Annotated in this window: 12 protein-coding genes; 7 read left to right on the forward strand and 5 right to left on the reverse strand. The window is 68.4% G+C overall.

Annotation, left to right across the window (positions count from 1 at the left end):
• Positions 1-50 precede the first annotated feature (50 nt).
• From AC3IS2_RS06205 to AC3IS2_RS06215, 3 genes are read right to left on the reverse strand one after another with little or no spacing between them, the layout of a single operon-like run.
• Positions 51-3,272 carry an efflux RND transporter permease subunit gene (locus AC3IS2_RS06205; RefSeq protein ID WP_489199779.1) on the reverse strand — a complete coding sequence of 1,074 codons (3,222 nt, stop codon included), beginning with the start codon at positions 3,270-3,272 and terminating at the stop codon, positions 51-53.
• A 10-nt stretch (positions 3,273-3,282) separates the two neighbouring features.
• On the reverse strand, positions 3,283-4,452 hold the full coding sequence (locus AC3IS2_RS06210) for an efflux RND transporter periplasmic adaptor subunit (protein ID WP_489199780.1): 1,170 nt from the start codon (positions 4,450-4,452) through the stop codon (positions 3,283-3,285).
• The gene (locus AC3IS2_RS06215) at positions 4,452-5,705 is read right to left on the reverse strand and encodes a TolC family protein (RefSeq protein ID WP_489199781.1); all 1,254 of its coding nucleotides are present in this window, start codon (positions 5,703-5,705) and stop codon (positions 4,452-4,454) included. The genes AC3IS2_RS06210 and AC3IS2_RS06215 overlap by 1 nt, the downstream gene beginning before the upstream one ends.
• 123 nt (positions 5,706-5,828) lie before the next feature.
• Here AC3IS2_RS06215 and AC3IS2_RS06220 point away from each other — a divergent pair, with 123 nt between their 5' ends.
• Both AC3IS2_RS06220 and AC3IS2_RS06225 read left to right on the forward strand, forming a co-directional pair.
• Entirely contained in the window at positions 5,829-6,095 is a 267-nt protein-coding gene (locus AC3IS2_RS06220; protein ID WP_489199782.1) for a hypothetical protein, read from the forward strand.
• Positions 6,096-6,327: 232 nt separating this feature from the next.
• Positions 6,328-6,846, forward strand: coding sequence for a GrpB family protein (locus tag AC3IS2_RS06225; protein ID WP_489199783.1), 519 nt, complete (start codon positions 6,328-6,330; stop codon positions 6,844-6,846).
• A gap of 99 nt (positions 6,847-6,945) precedes the next feature.
• On the opposite strand, the gene AC3IS2_RS06230 is transcribed toward AC3IS2_RS06225, so the two are convergent.
• Positions 6,946-7,755, reverse strand: a complete 810-nt coding sequence (locus AC3IS2_RS06230) for a universal stress protein (protein ID WP_489199784.1) — start codon at positions 7,753-7,755, stop codon at positions 6,946-6,948.
• 298 nt (positions 7,756-8,053) lie between these two features.
• Between AC3IS2_RS06230 and AC3IS2_RS06235 the strand changes: the two genes are divergently transcribed.
• Positions 8,054-8,962, forward strand: coding sequence for a cation diffusion facilitator family transporter (locus tag AC3IS2_RS06235; RefSeq protein ID WP_489199785.1), 909 nt, complete (start codon positions 8,054-8,056; stop codon positions 8,960-8,962).
• A 63-nt stretch (positions 8,963-9,025) separates the two neighbouring features.
• Positions 9,026-9,652, forward strand: a complete 627-nt coding sequence (locus tag AC3IS2_RS06240) for a class I SAM-dependent methyltransferase (protein ID WP_489199786.1) — start codon at positions 9,026-9,028, stop codon at positions 9,650-9,652.
• A gap of 43 nt (positions 9,653-9,695) precedes the next feature.
• Here the strand turns inward: AC3IS2_RS06240 and cueR are convergent, their stop codons facing one another.
• A complete protein-coding gene (gene cueR / locus AC3IS2_RS06245) occupies positions 9,696-10,091 on the reverse strand; it encodes a Cu(I)-responsive transcriptional regulator (protein WP_489199787.1) in 396 nt (131 codons plus the stop codon).
• Positions 10,092-10,266: 175 nt separating this feature from the next.
• On the opposite strand from cueR, the gene AC3IS2_RS06250 reads away from it, so the two are divergent.
• From AC3IS2_RS06250 to copD, 3 genes are all read left to right on the forward strand, one after another.
• Entirely contained in the window at positions 10,267-12,612 is a 2,346-nt protein-coding gene (locus tag AC3IS2_RS06250) for a heavy metal translocating P-type ATPase (RefSeq protein ID WP_489199788.1), read from the forward strand.
• Positions 12,613-12,717: 105 nt separating this feature from the next.
• Positions 12,718-13,080: a copper homeostasis periplasmic binding protein CopC gene (gene copC, locus AC3IS2_RS06255; RefSeq protein ID WP_489199789.1), complete on the forward strand. Its 363-nt coding sequence runs from the start codon at positions 12,718-12,720 to the stop codon at positions 13,078-13,080.
• Positions 13,081-13,083: 3 nt separating this feature from the next.
• Positions 13,084-14,010, forward strand: a complete 927-nt coding sequence (gene copD / locus AC3IS2_RS06260; protein ID WP_489199790.1) for a copper homeostasis membrane protein CopD — start codon at positions 13,084-13,086, stop codon at positions 14,008-14,010.
• The last annotated feature ends 53 nt before the right edge of the window (positions 14,011-14,063 follow it).

Raw genomic sequence — 14,063 nt, forward strand, 5'->3', positions numbered from 1 at the left:
CGCTTGCAGAGCGTGGCGCGGCACGGCCTCTGCGTCGTGGCCCCCGTCCATCAGTCTTCGATCCCCTCCGCCTTGCGATGCTTGACGGCCTTGGCGGCGAAGGTCGGCAGGACCAGCAGCGTCAGAGCCGTTGCGGTGAGCAGGCCGCCGATGACCACGGTGGCCAGAGGCTTCTGCACCTCGGCGCCGGCCCCATGCGCCAGCGCCATGGGAATGAAGCCGACGATGGCCACCATGGCCGTGGTCAGGACCGCGCGGAGGCGGCTGAAGGCGCCCAGAAGGGCGGCGTCGCGCGGCGATTGTCCGGCGGTCAGCCGTTCGCGGATCGCCTGCATCAGCACCAGGCCGTTCAGGGTCGCGACCCCGGATACGGCGATGAAACCGACCGCCGCCGAGACGGAGAAGGGCATGCCCCTGAGCAAGAGGGCCAGGGCCCCGCCCACCAGGGCCAGGGGCACGCAGGCGAAGACCAGGCCAGCCTCGGCGAACGACCCCAGGGCCATGAACAGCAGGATGCCGATCAGGATAAAGACCACGGGGACCACCAGCCCCAGTCGCTGCTCGGCTCGCTTCAGGTTTTCGAACTGCCCGCCCCAGGTCAGGGAATAGCCTGTCGGCAACTTGACCTGTTGCTGGACCTTCGCCTGGGCGTCGGCGACGAAGCCGCCCAGATCGCGGCCGCGCACATTGGCCTGGACCACCATGCGCCGGCTGCCGTCGTTGCGGCTGATCTGGTTCTGGCCCTCCGCCACCTGGATCCGGGCGACCGAGGAGAGGGGCACCGTCACGCCCGTCGCCGTGGTGACCGGAAGGGCGGCCAGGGCGGCCGGATCGTTGCGTTCGGCGTCGTCGAGGCGCACCACCACGTTGAACCGGCGATCCCCTTCGAAGATCTGCCCCGCCTCGGCGCCGCCGATGGCGGCCGAGACGGCTTCGGACACATCCGCCGCCGAGAGGCCGTAGTTGGCGGCGGCGAAACGGTCGACGCTGATCGTCAGGGTCGGCAGGCCTGAAGCCTGCTCGACACGGACGTCAGCGGCGCCGGGGGTGTTGCGCAGGGTGCCGGCCACCTGGTCCGCCGTCTTCTGAAGCTGGGCGAAGTCGTCGCCGTAGACCATGACGGCCAGATCGGTTCGAACGCCCGAGATCAGTTCGTTGAACCGCAGCTCGATCGGCTGGCTGAACTCGAAGCTGTTGCCTAGCTGCGTCGAAGCAACCTTCTCGATACGCGCGATCAGATCTTCCTTGGCCAGCTTGGGGTCGGGCCATTCCTTGCGGTCCTTCAGCACGATGACCGCGTCGGAAATGTTGGGCGGCATGGGGTCCACCGCCGCCTCGGCGGTGCCGGTCCGCGAGAACATGGTCTTCACTTCGGGTTGAGCCTTGATGGCGCGTTCCAGCGCCATCTGCATGGCGAGCGATTGCTCCAGGGAGGCCGAGGGCACGCGCAGCGCCTGCATGGCGATGTCGCCTTCGTCCAGGGTCGGGATGAACTCCCGGCCCAGGATCGAGAAGACTAGACCGCCGACCAGCAGGGCGCCGATGACAGAGGCCAGCACCGTTCTGGGCCGGGCGACCGCAGCACGGATGGCTGGCTCGATCCAGCGGCGTGCATGGCGCAGCAGGAAGGTCTCATGTTCCTGCGCCTCTCCGTTCTCGTCGAGGTGGACGGTCTTGGGTTCGCGCACCAGCAGGGCCGTCATGGCCGGCACGAAGGTGAAGGAGAAGATGAAGGCGCCGACCAGGGCCAGCATCACCGTCGCCCCCATGGGGATGAAGGTCTTGCCTTCGACCCCCTCGAGCATGAGCAGGGGCGTGAAGACCAGAAGGATGATCAGCTGGCCGAAGGCGGCCGGCTTGACCATCTGACGAGCCGCGGCGGCGGCGACGCCCAGACGCTCGTGACGCGTGAGCGTCCGGCCGGCTTCCGCCCGCCGCTGGCTCAGCATCAGCAGGGTGTTCTCCACCACCACCACCGCGCCGTCGACCAGGAGGCCGAAGTCCAGCGCGCCCAGGCTCATCAGATTTCCGCTGATGCCGAAGCGGTTCATGCCGATGACCGCGAACAGGAAACTGATCGGGATCATCAGGGCCGTGATGGTCGCGGCGCGGATGTTGCCCAGAAGCAGGAACAGCACGACGATGACCAGCAGGGCCCCCTCGGTCAGGTTCTTGGCCACTGTCTTGATGGTGGAGTTGACCAGGGCGCTGCGGTTCAGCACCGGCTCGGCGACAACGTCGGGCGGCAGGCTGGCGCCGACCTCCTTCAGCCGATCGGCGGCCGCCTGGGCCACGGTGCGGCTGTTCTCTCCGGCCAGCATCAGGGCCGTGCCGATGACCGCTTCATGGCCGTCGCGGCTGGCCCCGCCGAGGCGCGGCGCCTGGCCGATCTCGACCGCGGCCACGTCGGCGACGCGAACCACCAGACCATTGCGATTGACGACCGGCGCCTGGGCCAGGTCTTCGATCGTCTGGGCGAGAGCATCGGTGCGGACGGTCAAGGCCTCGCCCGCCCGCTGCACATAACCCGCGCCCGCCTGGGTGTTGGCCCGGTCCAGGGCCTGGATCAGGTCAGCCAGGCTGAGGCCGTAGGCGGCCAGGCGCGCCGGGTCGGGGCGAACGGCGTATTCCTTCACATAGCCGCCGTTGACGTCGACGCCCGCAAGGCCGCGCGCGGTGCGCATGCGTGGGGCGATGATCCAGTCCTGCACCGTGCGCAGATAGGTGGCGCGGGCCTGGGGCGTGGTCAGGCGCTCGCCGTCCGGCGTCAGATAGGCGCCGTCGGGCTGCCAACCCGGTCGGCCGACCCGCGCGGTCCCGGCGTCGAACGGCTTGAAGTCGACGGTCCACATCAGAACCTCGCCCAGACCCGTGGTGATCGGAGCCAGGACGGGCTCGACGCCCGCGGGCAGCTTCTCGCGGGCCTGGGCCATCCGTTCGGCCACCTGCTGGCGGGCGAAGTAGATGTCCGTGGCGTCGCTGAAGATGACCGTGACCTGGCTGAAGCCGTTCCGGGTCAGGGAGCGCGTGTTCTCGAGCCCTGGAATACCCGCCATGGCGGTCTCCAGGGGATAGGTGACCTGACGCTCCATCTGTTCGGGCGCCAGGGCGGGGGCCACGGTGTTGATCTGCACCTGCCGGTTGGTGATGTCCGGCACGGCGTCGATCGGCAGTCTGGTCAGCTGGACCAGCCCCCAGGCGGCCACCAGAGCGGTGGCGAGGACGATGAACCAGCGGAAGCGTACGGACGCCTCGATGAGGGATTTAAACATGGTCGCCCTCCTAGTGGCCGTGCTCGGCTTCGCCCTTGGCCAACTCGGCCTTGAGCAGGAAGGCGTTGGTGGAGGCGACGCGCTCGGTTCCGGTCAGGCCGCGCAGGATTTCAGTGCCGCCGCCGGCCTGCCGTCCGGTCAGGACGGGCTGGGCGCGGAAGCCGCCGTCCGTCTGGACGAAGACCACAGTCGCCCCCTCCACAGTCTGGACCGCTTCGGACGGCACGGTGAGACCGGCGCCCTGACTTTCGGTGACCACGGATCCGGTGACCGCCGATCCGGCGGGCGGCAGGCTTGCGCCCTGGGGGCGGGCGCGGATGACGGCCGCGCCGCTGTTCTGAAGACCTGCGTCCGCAGCGACGCCGGTGACCAGGGCGTCGAACTCGCCCTGCGGTCCGGAGACCCGGATATGCGAGCCCGCGCGAACCAGGGCCGCCAGATGCGGCGGCGCGTTGAAGACCATCTCCATCCGCGCCGGATTGGTCACCTCAGCGACCACCCCGCCCTGGGGCACGAAGCCGCCCGGTCCAACCTGCACGTTCGTGACCACGCCGGAGATGGGGCTGACGATGCTCATCCGCCCCGAGGCGCTCGGCGAGCCCGCCGCAGCGGCCCGCGCGCGGGCTGCGCGCGCCATGGCCTCGGCGCTGGCGGCTTGAGCCTGCGAGGCCTCGACTTCCTGGCGGGCGACGACGCCCTGATCCGCGAGGTTTCGATTGCGTTGGTGGGCCTGGCTGGCCGCGGTCGCCGCGGCCGCCGCGGCGTCGATGTCGGCCCTGAGAGCGGCGCCTTCACCGCTGACGAGGCTGACCAGGGCCTGTCCGGCGCGAACCGACTGGCCCGGCGCGACCAGCACCCGCTCGACTGTGCCGCCGACCACGGCGCCGACGGCCGCGCGGGCGTCGACCATGGCTTCGACCCGGCCGGAAAGCCGCGTCTCGCCGCCGCCGCCGCGCGAAACGGCGACGACGGCGATGCCGGCCGCCTTTTGCTGTTCAGCGGTCAGTTCGACCACGCCTTCAGGGGCTTCGCCTTCTTCGGCAGGTTCGGCTTCGCCTTGCGCCGCAACGGGCGTCGCGTCCGGCTTCTGGAGCGCCAGATAGAGACCGCCGCCGCCCAGGAGGACGAGGGCGGCGACCCCTCCGATCAGGAGGGTCTTGTTCGATGTGACTGGGCGCATCACGGGTTTCCTTGGAACGGGGCGCGGCCGTCGAGGCGCGCCAGATCGATTTCGGCGCGAACGCGCGCGAGGCGGGCGTCAACGGCGGCGGTGCGGGCGTTGATCAGGGCGGCGCGCGAGACGCGCAGCTCCAGTTGCGAGATGCGGCCGGCTTCGGCTCCGATACGCGACAGGCGATAGGCCTCCTCGGTGGAGGTCACCCCGGCGTCAGCCGCGGAAACCCGGCTTCCGGACGCCGCCAGTCGGGCGACCGCCGCCGCCCGGTCGGCGCCGGCGTCCTGCCGGGCCTGGGCCACGCGCGCTTCGGCGGCGCGGAATTCGGCGCGCGCGGCGTCGATGTTTCCGCGGTTCCGGTCGAAGAGGGGCAGGGGCAGGCTGAGGCCGACGGTGAGGGCGGTCTCATCCTCGATGCCGAACCGGGTCACGCCGACGCTGGCCGTGACATCGGGACGCGCGCGGATGCGTTCGACATCAATACGGCGTTCGGCCGCCGTTCTTTCCGCTTCCGCCACGCGCACGGTCGGTATGTTGTCGCTCTGGACGACGCCTGGGCCGGCGCCGGCGTCCAGCAGGCTTGTTCCGATGGAGGTCGGAGACGCCGTCAGCATGGCGACGGCGGTCAGTCGTGCGAAGGCGGCGGCCTGTTCGGCCTTGGCCTCGTCCAGGCCTGCGCGAGCCGAGGCGGCTTCGCTTTCAGCCTGGATGCCGCGCAGGAGGGGCTCCCGGCCTTCCTCGACGAGAGCCAGGGCGGCGCGAGCGTCGGCCAGGGCCAGGGTCAGGCCTTCTTCGGCCAGTTGGGCCCGGCGCTGCGACGCTTCGGCTTCGGCATAGGTCAGGGCCAGTCGGCCCGCCGTATCCACGAGGGCGAGATCGCGACGCAGGCCCGCGGTTCCCGCCTCGGCGCGGGCCACGTTCACGCGCGCCGGACGACGACCCCAGAGTTCGAGATCCTGGCTGACGGACAGGCTGAGGTCGCCGCCGCCAAAGCCGCTATAGGGTCCAGTTCCGCCGACGTTCTCGGCGGTCAAGGACAGGTTGGGGTTGGGACGGACGCGGGCTTGCCGGACTCGTGCTTCAGCGGCGTCGACAAGCGCATTGGCTTCAGCCGAAGCGGGTGTCTGGTCCAGTCGGGCGAGCAGTTCCGCATAGGAGGGGGCAGGGTCGGCCCATGCCGGGCCGGCCGCCATAGTCGCCAGAACGGCGAGGGCGCAGCCGACCGCAAGGCGCGGCCGACGACGAATTGTCGAGTACATGTTTCATTTCCAGAAGTGATGAACAGAAGGGCGCGCGATGGCGCAAACCTCTGCTCAGCTTCTGGGAGGCCGCATCAGTCCATTGGCGGCGAACGAGGCTACGCCGTCGTCCTGGGGACGGCCGTGGCGCGTCTGGACGAAGGCTTCGGCGAGACCGAATTCAGATGTGGCGTGGCGTTCGGAGGCGGTGTGATGGCAATGGCCGTGGGCGCAAAGGCCATGCTCTCCTCCGGGGCCGTTATGGTCGCCGGCGGCAGGGTCATGATCGAAAGCCTGGTGCGCGGCGACGGGTTCCGGCGCGCAGGCGGCGGCGTCCGAGACAGGGACCACGACAAAGGCGGCGATGACCAGCGTCAGCGCCGCGAAAAGTCGTGCCAGGCTCGCCATTGACCAGGTCATTGTTCCGCTAGTTAGGCCCGGCGGATCGGCATGACAACGTGTTATAAAGTCCGGATTGCAGCAGGTCCGCGGGAATTGAAGTGTTTTCACGGCCCGTCGCCGATCTCCGTCGGCCCCGGCCAGCCTCAGGGGAGGCGGGGCTTGGCCTGTGAGGAAAACGCCAGGACCTGAGCGTGCCGATCAGTTAGGTTCCTGCTCCTGACGGAGGTGCGACGCGGACAGAATGGCGACCCTGGTCCTTCCCCATGATCCGAGCTGGATGCAGAACTTCAGGGACGAGGCGCTGGTGCTGGCGGCCGCTGTCGCTCCGGCCGATATCGGGCTCCACCACATCGGAAGCACGGCCGTACCGGGGATCCTGGCCAAGCCTATCATCGACATGCTGGGGGAGACGCCCAGCCTGGGGGCGTTCGATCGGTCTTCCCGCCGCCTGGAAGCGATCGGGTACGAGAGCATGGGAGCCTTCGGGATCGAGGGCCGGAGGTATTTTCGCAAGAGCGCCGCGGATGGCGCGCGCACCCATCACCTCCATGTGTACGAGATCGGTTCGCCCCAGATCGCTCGCCACCTGGCCTTCCGTGACTACCTCCTGGCTTTTCCGGAACGGGCGGCGGCCTATTCGGAATTGAAGGCCCGGATCGCGTCCGGCGGGAGCGCAACCTATCAGGAGGCCAAGGCGGCGTTTGTCGCGGCGCTGGATGCCGAAGCCGCTGCTTGGCGGCAGTCGACAGGCCGCCCATAAGGCCGTTTCGCCCCGGCTTCGGACGGTCATTCCTTCCCTGAAGACGGCGAACAAGGGCGGGGTTGGCGATGAGCGAAGCCCCCCATGCGAGGGACTGTTCTAGTGCGACATGAGCCAGGACAGGTCGGGGTCCTTCTGCAGGCCGCTGGTCATGCCGCCCCAGAGGCGTTGCGCCAGCGTCCCGCGACCGAAAGCCCCCGTGACGATCAGGTCGGCATGGACACGGCGGGCTTCGGCGAGAAGGTCTTGCGCGTCCGTGGCGCCCGATGTCGCCGGGACATGACGGACGGCGGCCGTCACAGCGTGCCGTTTGAGATGAGCGGCAACGTTTCCAAGTCGATCCGGATCGACCTCGTCGCCGACCCCGACCACGGTCACGGTTTGAGCGCGCTTGAGCAGAGGCAGGGCGTCATGCAGGGCGCGTCTGGCCTGAGGCGCGTCTTTCCAGCCGATGACGGCATTGCTGAAGCCGCCGCTAGCGTCTGCCTGTCCAAGACGCAGGACGGGGCCGCCGCCGTGGATGGCAAGCTCGCCGGGGGCGGCCAGAAGACAGCCGGTCGGCGGCGGCGACGAGGTGACGAGCAGGTCCGCGGTGAGCAGGTGATGGCGCAACAGGGGGGCGGGCTCCGCCATGCCGGAAAGCCATGCGGCGGCTTTCGAGCCGGCGCCGAACACCCGAAGAAAGGCGTCGTGGGCGCTGGCGAGGGCGGCGTCCATTCTTCGCGTGTCCTCCAGGACTGACAGGGGCGAACTCGCCACGGCCGTCCTGAGCGCCGACGTCCGGGGCCAGGCGAAACACACCGCCGTCAGCCGGGCGTCGAACCTCCCCGCCAGATCGCGCGCGTGTTCCAGCGTCTGGACGAGATCGGACCTCGGCGTCGCATCCACGATGATGTCACGATAGGTCATGGCTGTTCTCCTGTAGGGACAGCCTGCGCCGGCAGTCGCAGGCTAACCTGATCCGCAAGCCTGCCCTGGGGGAGGCGTTGTCGCCTTGATCCAGATCACGCCTCAGCTGGCAGGATCCTTGATGCATCCCGATCATCCCGCGCTAGCGCTCCACGGACCCGTTCCGGAGCCGACCGGACATGATGTTCGGCGGGCCTATGAGAACAGAACCCTGGTCGATCATGAATGTTGCGAGGCGATGCAGGTTCGCCAATGATCAACACGGGGGCCGATCGGCGCCGACAAGGAGCAGACCATCATGGCTGAAGGACATGCTCATGGCGCGGGGGCCAGCAGCAAACGTCTGACCTGTGCGCTCGCCCTGACGTCGGCCTTCCTGATCGCTGAGGTCGTCGGGGCGGTGGTGTTCAAGAGCCTGGCCCTGCTGTCGGACGCGGCCCATATGTTTACCGATGTCGCCGCCCTGGCGATCGCGCTGGCGGCGATCAAGATCGGAGAGCGGCCGGCCGACGCCGTGCGGACATTCGGCTATCGCCGGTTCGAAATTCTCGCCGCCGCCTTCAACGCCGTCCTGTTGTTTCTGGTGGCGGGCTACGTCCTCTATGAAGGGGTGCTGCGCTTGGTTGCGCCCGAACCCGTCGGTTCTGTCGGGATGTTGGTCGTGGCCTCTCTGGGCCTGGTCGTGAACCTGGTGTCGATGCGACTGCTGGCCTCGGGAGCGAGCGCCAGCCTGAACGTGAAGGGGGCCTATCTCGAGGTATGGGCCGACATGCTGGGTTCGGTGGGGGTGATCGGGGGCGCCCTTCTCATCATGCTGACGGGCTGGACATGGATCGATCCGGTCGTCGCGATCGGCATAGGCCTCTGGGTCTTGCCGCGGACCTGGATGCTGTTGAAGAACACCACCCATATCCTGCTTGAAGGCGTGCCCAAGGGCCTGTCGCTGGAGGCGGTGCGAGCGACGATCGCCGCGGTCCCTGGCGTGGCGGAGGTCCACGACCTGCACCTTTGGGGCGTGAGCAGCGACGATGTGAACGGCTCGGTCCACCTGGTGCTCGCGCCGGGCGAGGCGCCGGAACCGGTGCGCCGCGCGGTGCTGGGGCAGATGAATGACGTCCACGGCATCGAACACGCCACCGTCCAGATCGAAACCGGTGCGGGCGGCGACCGGGATGGGGCCGGCCACGGGCCTGTCCCTCATCGATGACGTTGAAATCGGCTCGTCCGCCACGATCTCTGAGCCCAGGATTCATAGTCACGGGGTTTGCAAATGACCGGGAGCGATGCGGGCGAAGGCCATTGGCGCAAGGTCTATCGCGAGACCGGCGCCGACGCCGTGAGTTGGTATGAAGCCGAGCCCAGCGCATCTCTTGAGGCGCTGGCGCGTGCGGGCGTGTCTGGCGCCCGATCTTTCGTCGATGTCGGAGGCGGAGCCTCTCGGCTGGTGGACCAACTTTTGGATCGCGGATGGTCCGACCTTACGGTTGTCGATATCGCGTCCGAAGCCCTGGCTGTCTCGCAGCAGCGGTTGGGCGAACGGGCGCCCGGCGTGAGCTGGCTCGCGGTCGATATTTCGGCGTGGACGCCGTCCCGCACCTTTCAGATATGGCATGATCGGGCGGTGTTTCACTTCATGACCGAACCCGAACAGAGGGCAGGGTACAAGACGGCCCTGCGCCTCGGCACGACCGAGGGCTCGCTGGCGATTATCGCGACGTTCGCCATGACCGGTCCCGAGCGGTGCAGCGGCCTGCCCGTTCAGCGCTATGATGAGCCAACCCTCGCTGCGGAGTTTTCGGACGATTTCGTATTGATCGATAGCTGGCGGAATGACCACGTCACGCCGAGCGGCAGGGTGCAGCCCTTCCTCTGGTCGGTGTTGAAGCGATCAGCCTGAGGCTCGGATGAGCCGGGGCGGGCGGCGTCCGACGCCTTCGGCATCAATGGCGCGCCGCAGCCAGGTCCGCGAGAATGGGGCAATCAGGTCGATCGTCGCCTGCGCAACAACGCGCCAGGGTCTCCAGGGTGTCGGCCATGGCCTGCATTTCGGCGATCCGGGCATGAAGGTCGGCGACGCGTTGCTCGGCGACGGCCCTGACCTCCCGGCTGGGCCGCGTCCGGTCGCGCCACAGGGAGAGCAGTATGACGATCTCCTCAATCGAGAAGCCGAGCGTGCGGGCGCGGCGGATGAACCGGAGCTCGTTGATGTCGCGATCGCCGAAGGCGCGATAGTTGCCGCCGGTGCGTTCCGCCGGCCGGATCAGCCCCGTGGATTCGTAGTAGCGGATCATCTTGGCGGACACGCCCGTGGCGCGGGAGGCTTGGCCGATATTCACGCTGGGACTCCCGTGATGCGGCGCCTGACCTTCAGCGCCTGATCAGTTCAGCAGCTTGGGCTTGTTTCCGTCTCCATCATCGGTCTTGATGGGCAGTCCAGCATACGCTTCCGGCGCGTCCCGAACCACAGCCTTCAAGAGACGCGGCTGGACGGAAGCTGACAGGAGTGACGCCATGCCGACGGCCCACGACCCTCACCAGAGCCATGCTCACGGCGGATTTTCGCATGAAGACGGGAAGGCGATCGATCCGGTCTGCGGCATGGCCGTGGATGCCGCCGCCGCCCAGCATCGCGCAGAGCACGAGGGACACGACTACGTCTTCTGCTCGGCGGGCTGTCGCACGAAGTTCATCGCGGACCCGGCCCAATACCTGGGCAAGGCGTTGAAGGCGGCTCCGGCGTCGCCAGGGACGATCTACACCTGTCCGATGCATCCGCAGGTGCGTCAGGAGGGGCCAGGTAACTGTCCGATCTGCGGCATGGCGCTGGAGCCCGAGACGGTCACTGCCGAGGCTGCGCCCAATCACGAGCTGATCGACTTTACCCGTCGTCTCTGGATCGGCGCCATTCTGACTTTGCCGGTCGTAGCCCTCGAGATGGGCGGGCATCTCACGGGACTGGCCGACCGGATCCCCGGCCAGACGTCGAACTGGATCCAGATCGCTCTGGCGACGCCGGTGGTCCTGTGGGCCGGCTGGCCTTTCTTCGAACGGGGATGGAAGTCTGTCCTCAATCGAAGCCTCAACATGTTCACCCTGATCGCCCTCGGCGTCGGGGCGGCCTGGATCTACAGCGTCGTCGCCGTGCTGGCGCCGGGGCTGTTTCCCTCGGCCATGCTGCGCATGGACGGCAGCGCGCCCGTCTATTTCGAAGCGGCGGCGGTGATCACGGTGCTGGTCCTGGTCGGCCAGGTTTTGGAACTGCGAGCGCGCGAGCAGACCTCGGGCGCGATCCGGGCCCTGCTCGACCTGACGCCCAAGACGGCCCGGCGCGTGCGCGAGGACGGCGCCGACGAGGATGTGACGCTTGATCTCGTGGCCGTCGGCGACCGGCTGCGCGTCCGGCCCGGTGAAAAGGTCCCGGTTGACGGCGAGATCCTCGAAGGGCGCGTGGCTATCGACGAGTCCCTCGTGACCGGGGAATCCATGCCGGTCACCAAGGAGGCCGGGGCCAGGGTCATCGCGGGCTCATTGAACAAGACCGGCTCCTTCCTCATGCGTGCGGACAAGGTCGGCGCCGACACCCTTCTGGCCCAGATCGTCCAGATGGTGGCCCAGGCCCAGCGCAGCCGCGCGCCCATCCAGCGCCTGGCCGATCTGGTCTCTGGCTGGTTCGTGCCGGCCGTGGTCGGCATCGCCGTCGTCGCCGCCGTTGTCTGGGGTCTGGTCGGGCCAGACCCGCGCCTGTCCTACGCCCTGGTCGCGGCGGTGTCGGTCCTCATCATCGCCTGTCCCTGCGCGCTCGGTCTGGCCACGCCGATCTCGATCATGGTGGGGGTGGGGCGCGGGGCGCGCGCCGGCGTCCTGATCAAGAACGCCGAGGCGCTGGAGCGGTTCGAGAAGGTGGACACCCTGGTGCTCGACAAGACCGGCACCCTGACCGAAGGGCGGCCGTCGGTCACGGCGATCCTTCCGGCGGACGGATTCGACGAGGGCGAGCTTCTTCGCCTGTCGGCCAGTCTGGAGCGGGGCAGCGAGCATCCCCTCGCTGACGCTATCTTGCGTGCAGCGGCGGATCGTAACCTGACGCTCTCCGAAGCCAGTGAGTTCGATAGTCCGGTGGGGCGCGGCGTCACCGGTCTGGTCGACGGCCGTCGACTGTTCCTGGGCAATGCCCGCTACCTCAAGGCGGCTGGTATCGACGTCGCAGCCCTTGAGGCCGAGGCTGAAGCCCTGAGAGAGGACGGCGCCACGGCCATCTTCGTCGCCGTCGACGGGCGCGTCGCCGGCGTCCTTGGCATCGCCGACCCGGTGAAGGCCACGACTGCGGACGCCATCCGTGACCTCAAGGCCGCAGGCCTTCGGCTGGTGATGATGACAGGCGACAACCGTACGACCGCGCAGGCGGTCGCCCGCCGTCTGGGCATCGACGACGTCCGCGCCGAGGTTCTGCCCCAGGACAAGGCCTCGGTCGTGGAGCAGCTTCGATCCGAAGGCCGCGTCGTGGCGATGGCCGGCGACGGCGTCAACGACGCCCCGGCCCTGGCCGCGGCCGACGTCGGCGTCGCCATGGGGGCTGGTTCCGACGTGGCGATCGAGAGCGCCGGGGTCACCCTCCTTGGGGGCGACCTCCAGGGCATCGTCCGGGCGCGACACCTGTCCAGGGCCGTCATGGGCAACATCCGCCAGAATCTGCTGTTCGCCTTCGGTTACAACACCCTGGGGATCCCGGTGGCGGCCGGGGTCCTCTATCCGGTCTTCGGCCTGATGCTGTCGCCGGCGCTGGCGGCTCTGGCGATGGCGCTGTCCTCGGTCAGTGTCATCGCCAATGCGCTGCGTCTCAGGGCGGTCAGGCTGTAGGCGACGTTTCGCGAGGAGGTCCTCGTGTGGCTGTTTCCGGTCTTGAGGGGAAAGCTGCGCGCTTGCGTATTCATGAGAGAGGGGCGCTTCCCCAAGGAGACACACGTGAACCGTTTCAAGATCGCAACCCTGGCCGGCGCGGCCGCCGCGCTTTCCCTGTTCGCGGGTCAGGCCGACGCCCACGCCCGCCTCGTCAGCGCCACCCCGGCGGCCGGCGCCACCGTCGCGGCCCCGCGGACCATCAGCCTCACCTTCAGCGAGCGCGTGGCGCCGGCCTTTTCCGGCTTTGACGTCGCCAACGCCCAGGGAACCGTCATTCCTGTTCAGGCCCAGGTCTCCAAGGACGGCAAGACGCTGAGCGGCTCGCCGCGCACCGCCCTGGCGGCCGGCGCCTATACGGTCAACTGGCGTGTGGCTTCGCCCGACGGCCACCGCATGACAGGCTCCACGACCTTCATCGTGCGCTAGACCGTGCTCGAGATCTCGGTCGTCCTGCTGAGGCTGGCGCAGTATCTGGGCGCCATGCTCCTGATGGGCGTGCCCCTGTTCTTCGCCCTGAGGATGCCCTTGTCCGCCGCGGCCGTCGAAAGATGGCCGCGAAAGACCTTGCTCGCTGCGGCGTTCGTGACCGCGATCGCCTCGCTCGCGGCTCTGGTTCTGCAGACAGCCGTCATGGCGGGATCAATGACGGAAGCGCTGAAGCCGGCGTCCCTGGCCTACATGGCGTTCGACATGGAGATCGGTCGCGCCTTTCTGGCGAGAGCGGTGGCCGCGGCCCTGACCGGCGTGCTTCTTCTCGTGCTCCGGCCCGGTCGGGGCGGATGGTTCGTCCTGACGGCGTTCGGCCTGATGGTTTGCGCCAGTCTGGCCTGGACCGGCCACGGTGCAGCCACCGAGGGCGCCTTGGGCGTCGTCCATCTCGGGGCGGATGTCATCCACGCCTTCGCCGCCGCCATGTGGCTGGGCGCGCTAGCCGCGCTGGGCCTGTTTCTGACCATTCCCCATGGAGATTCCGAACGGGACCGGCTGACGCACGACGCCCTGCACGGCTTTGCAGGCATGGGCACGCTTGCGGTCGGGCTTCTGGTCGCGACAGGTCTGGTGAACACCTGGTTCCTGGTCGGTCCGGACCGGCTGGGCGCACTGCTGACGACGGCCTACGGCCTTCTGTTGAGCGCCAAACTGCTGGTCTTCGTCGGCATGCTGGCCCTGGCCGCGTCCAATCGTTTCGTCCTCACGCCCTGTCTTCATCGCGCTTTGGAGGATGAGAGCCAGAAGCCGTCGGCGATCCGCGCCCTGCAGCGCAGCCTGGTGCTGGAGACGCTCCTGGCGGTCATCCTTCTGGGGCTGGTCGCCACGATGGGAACGCTTGCGCCGCCCGCCGCCATGATGATGTAACGTCATCGCGCTCGACACGGCCAGCGTCGCCTTCGGGCGCCTCGGAGCGACGA

The sequence above is a fragment of the Brevundimonas sp. KH_025 genome, assembly GCF_057839885.1.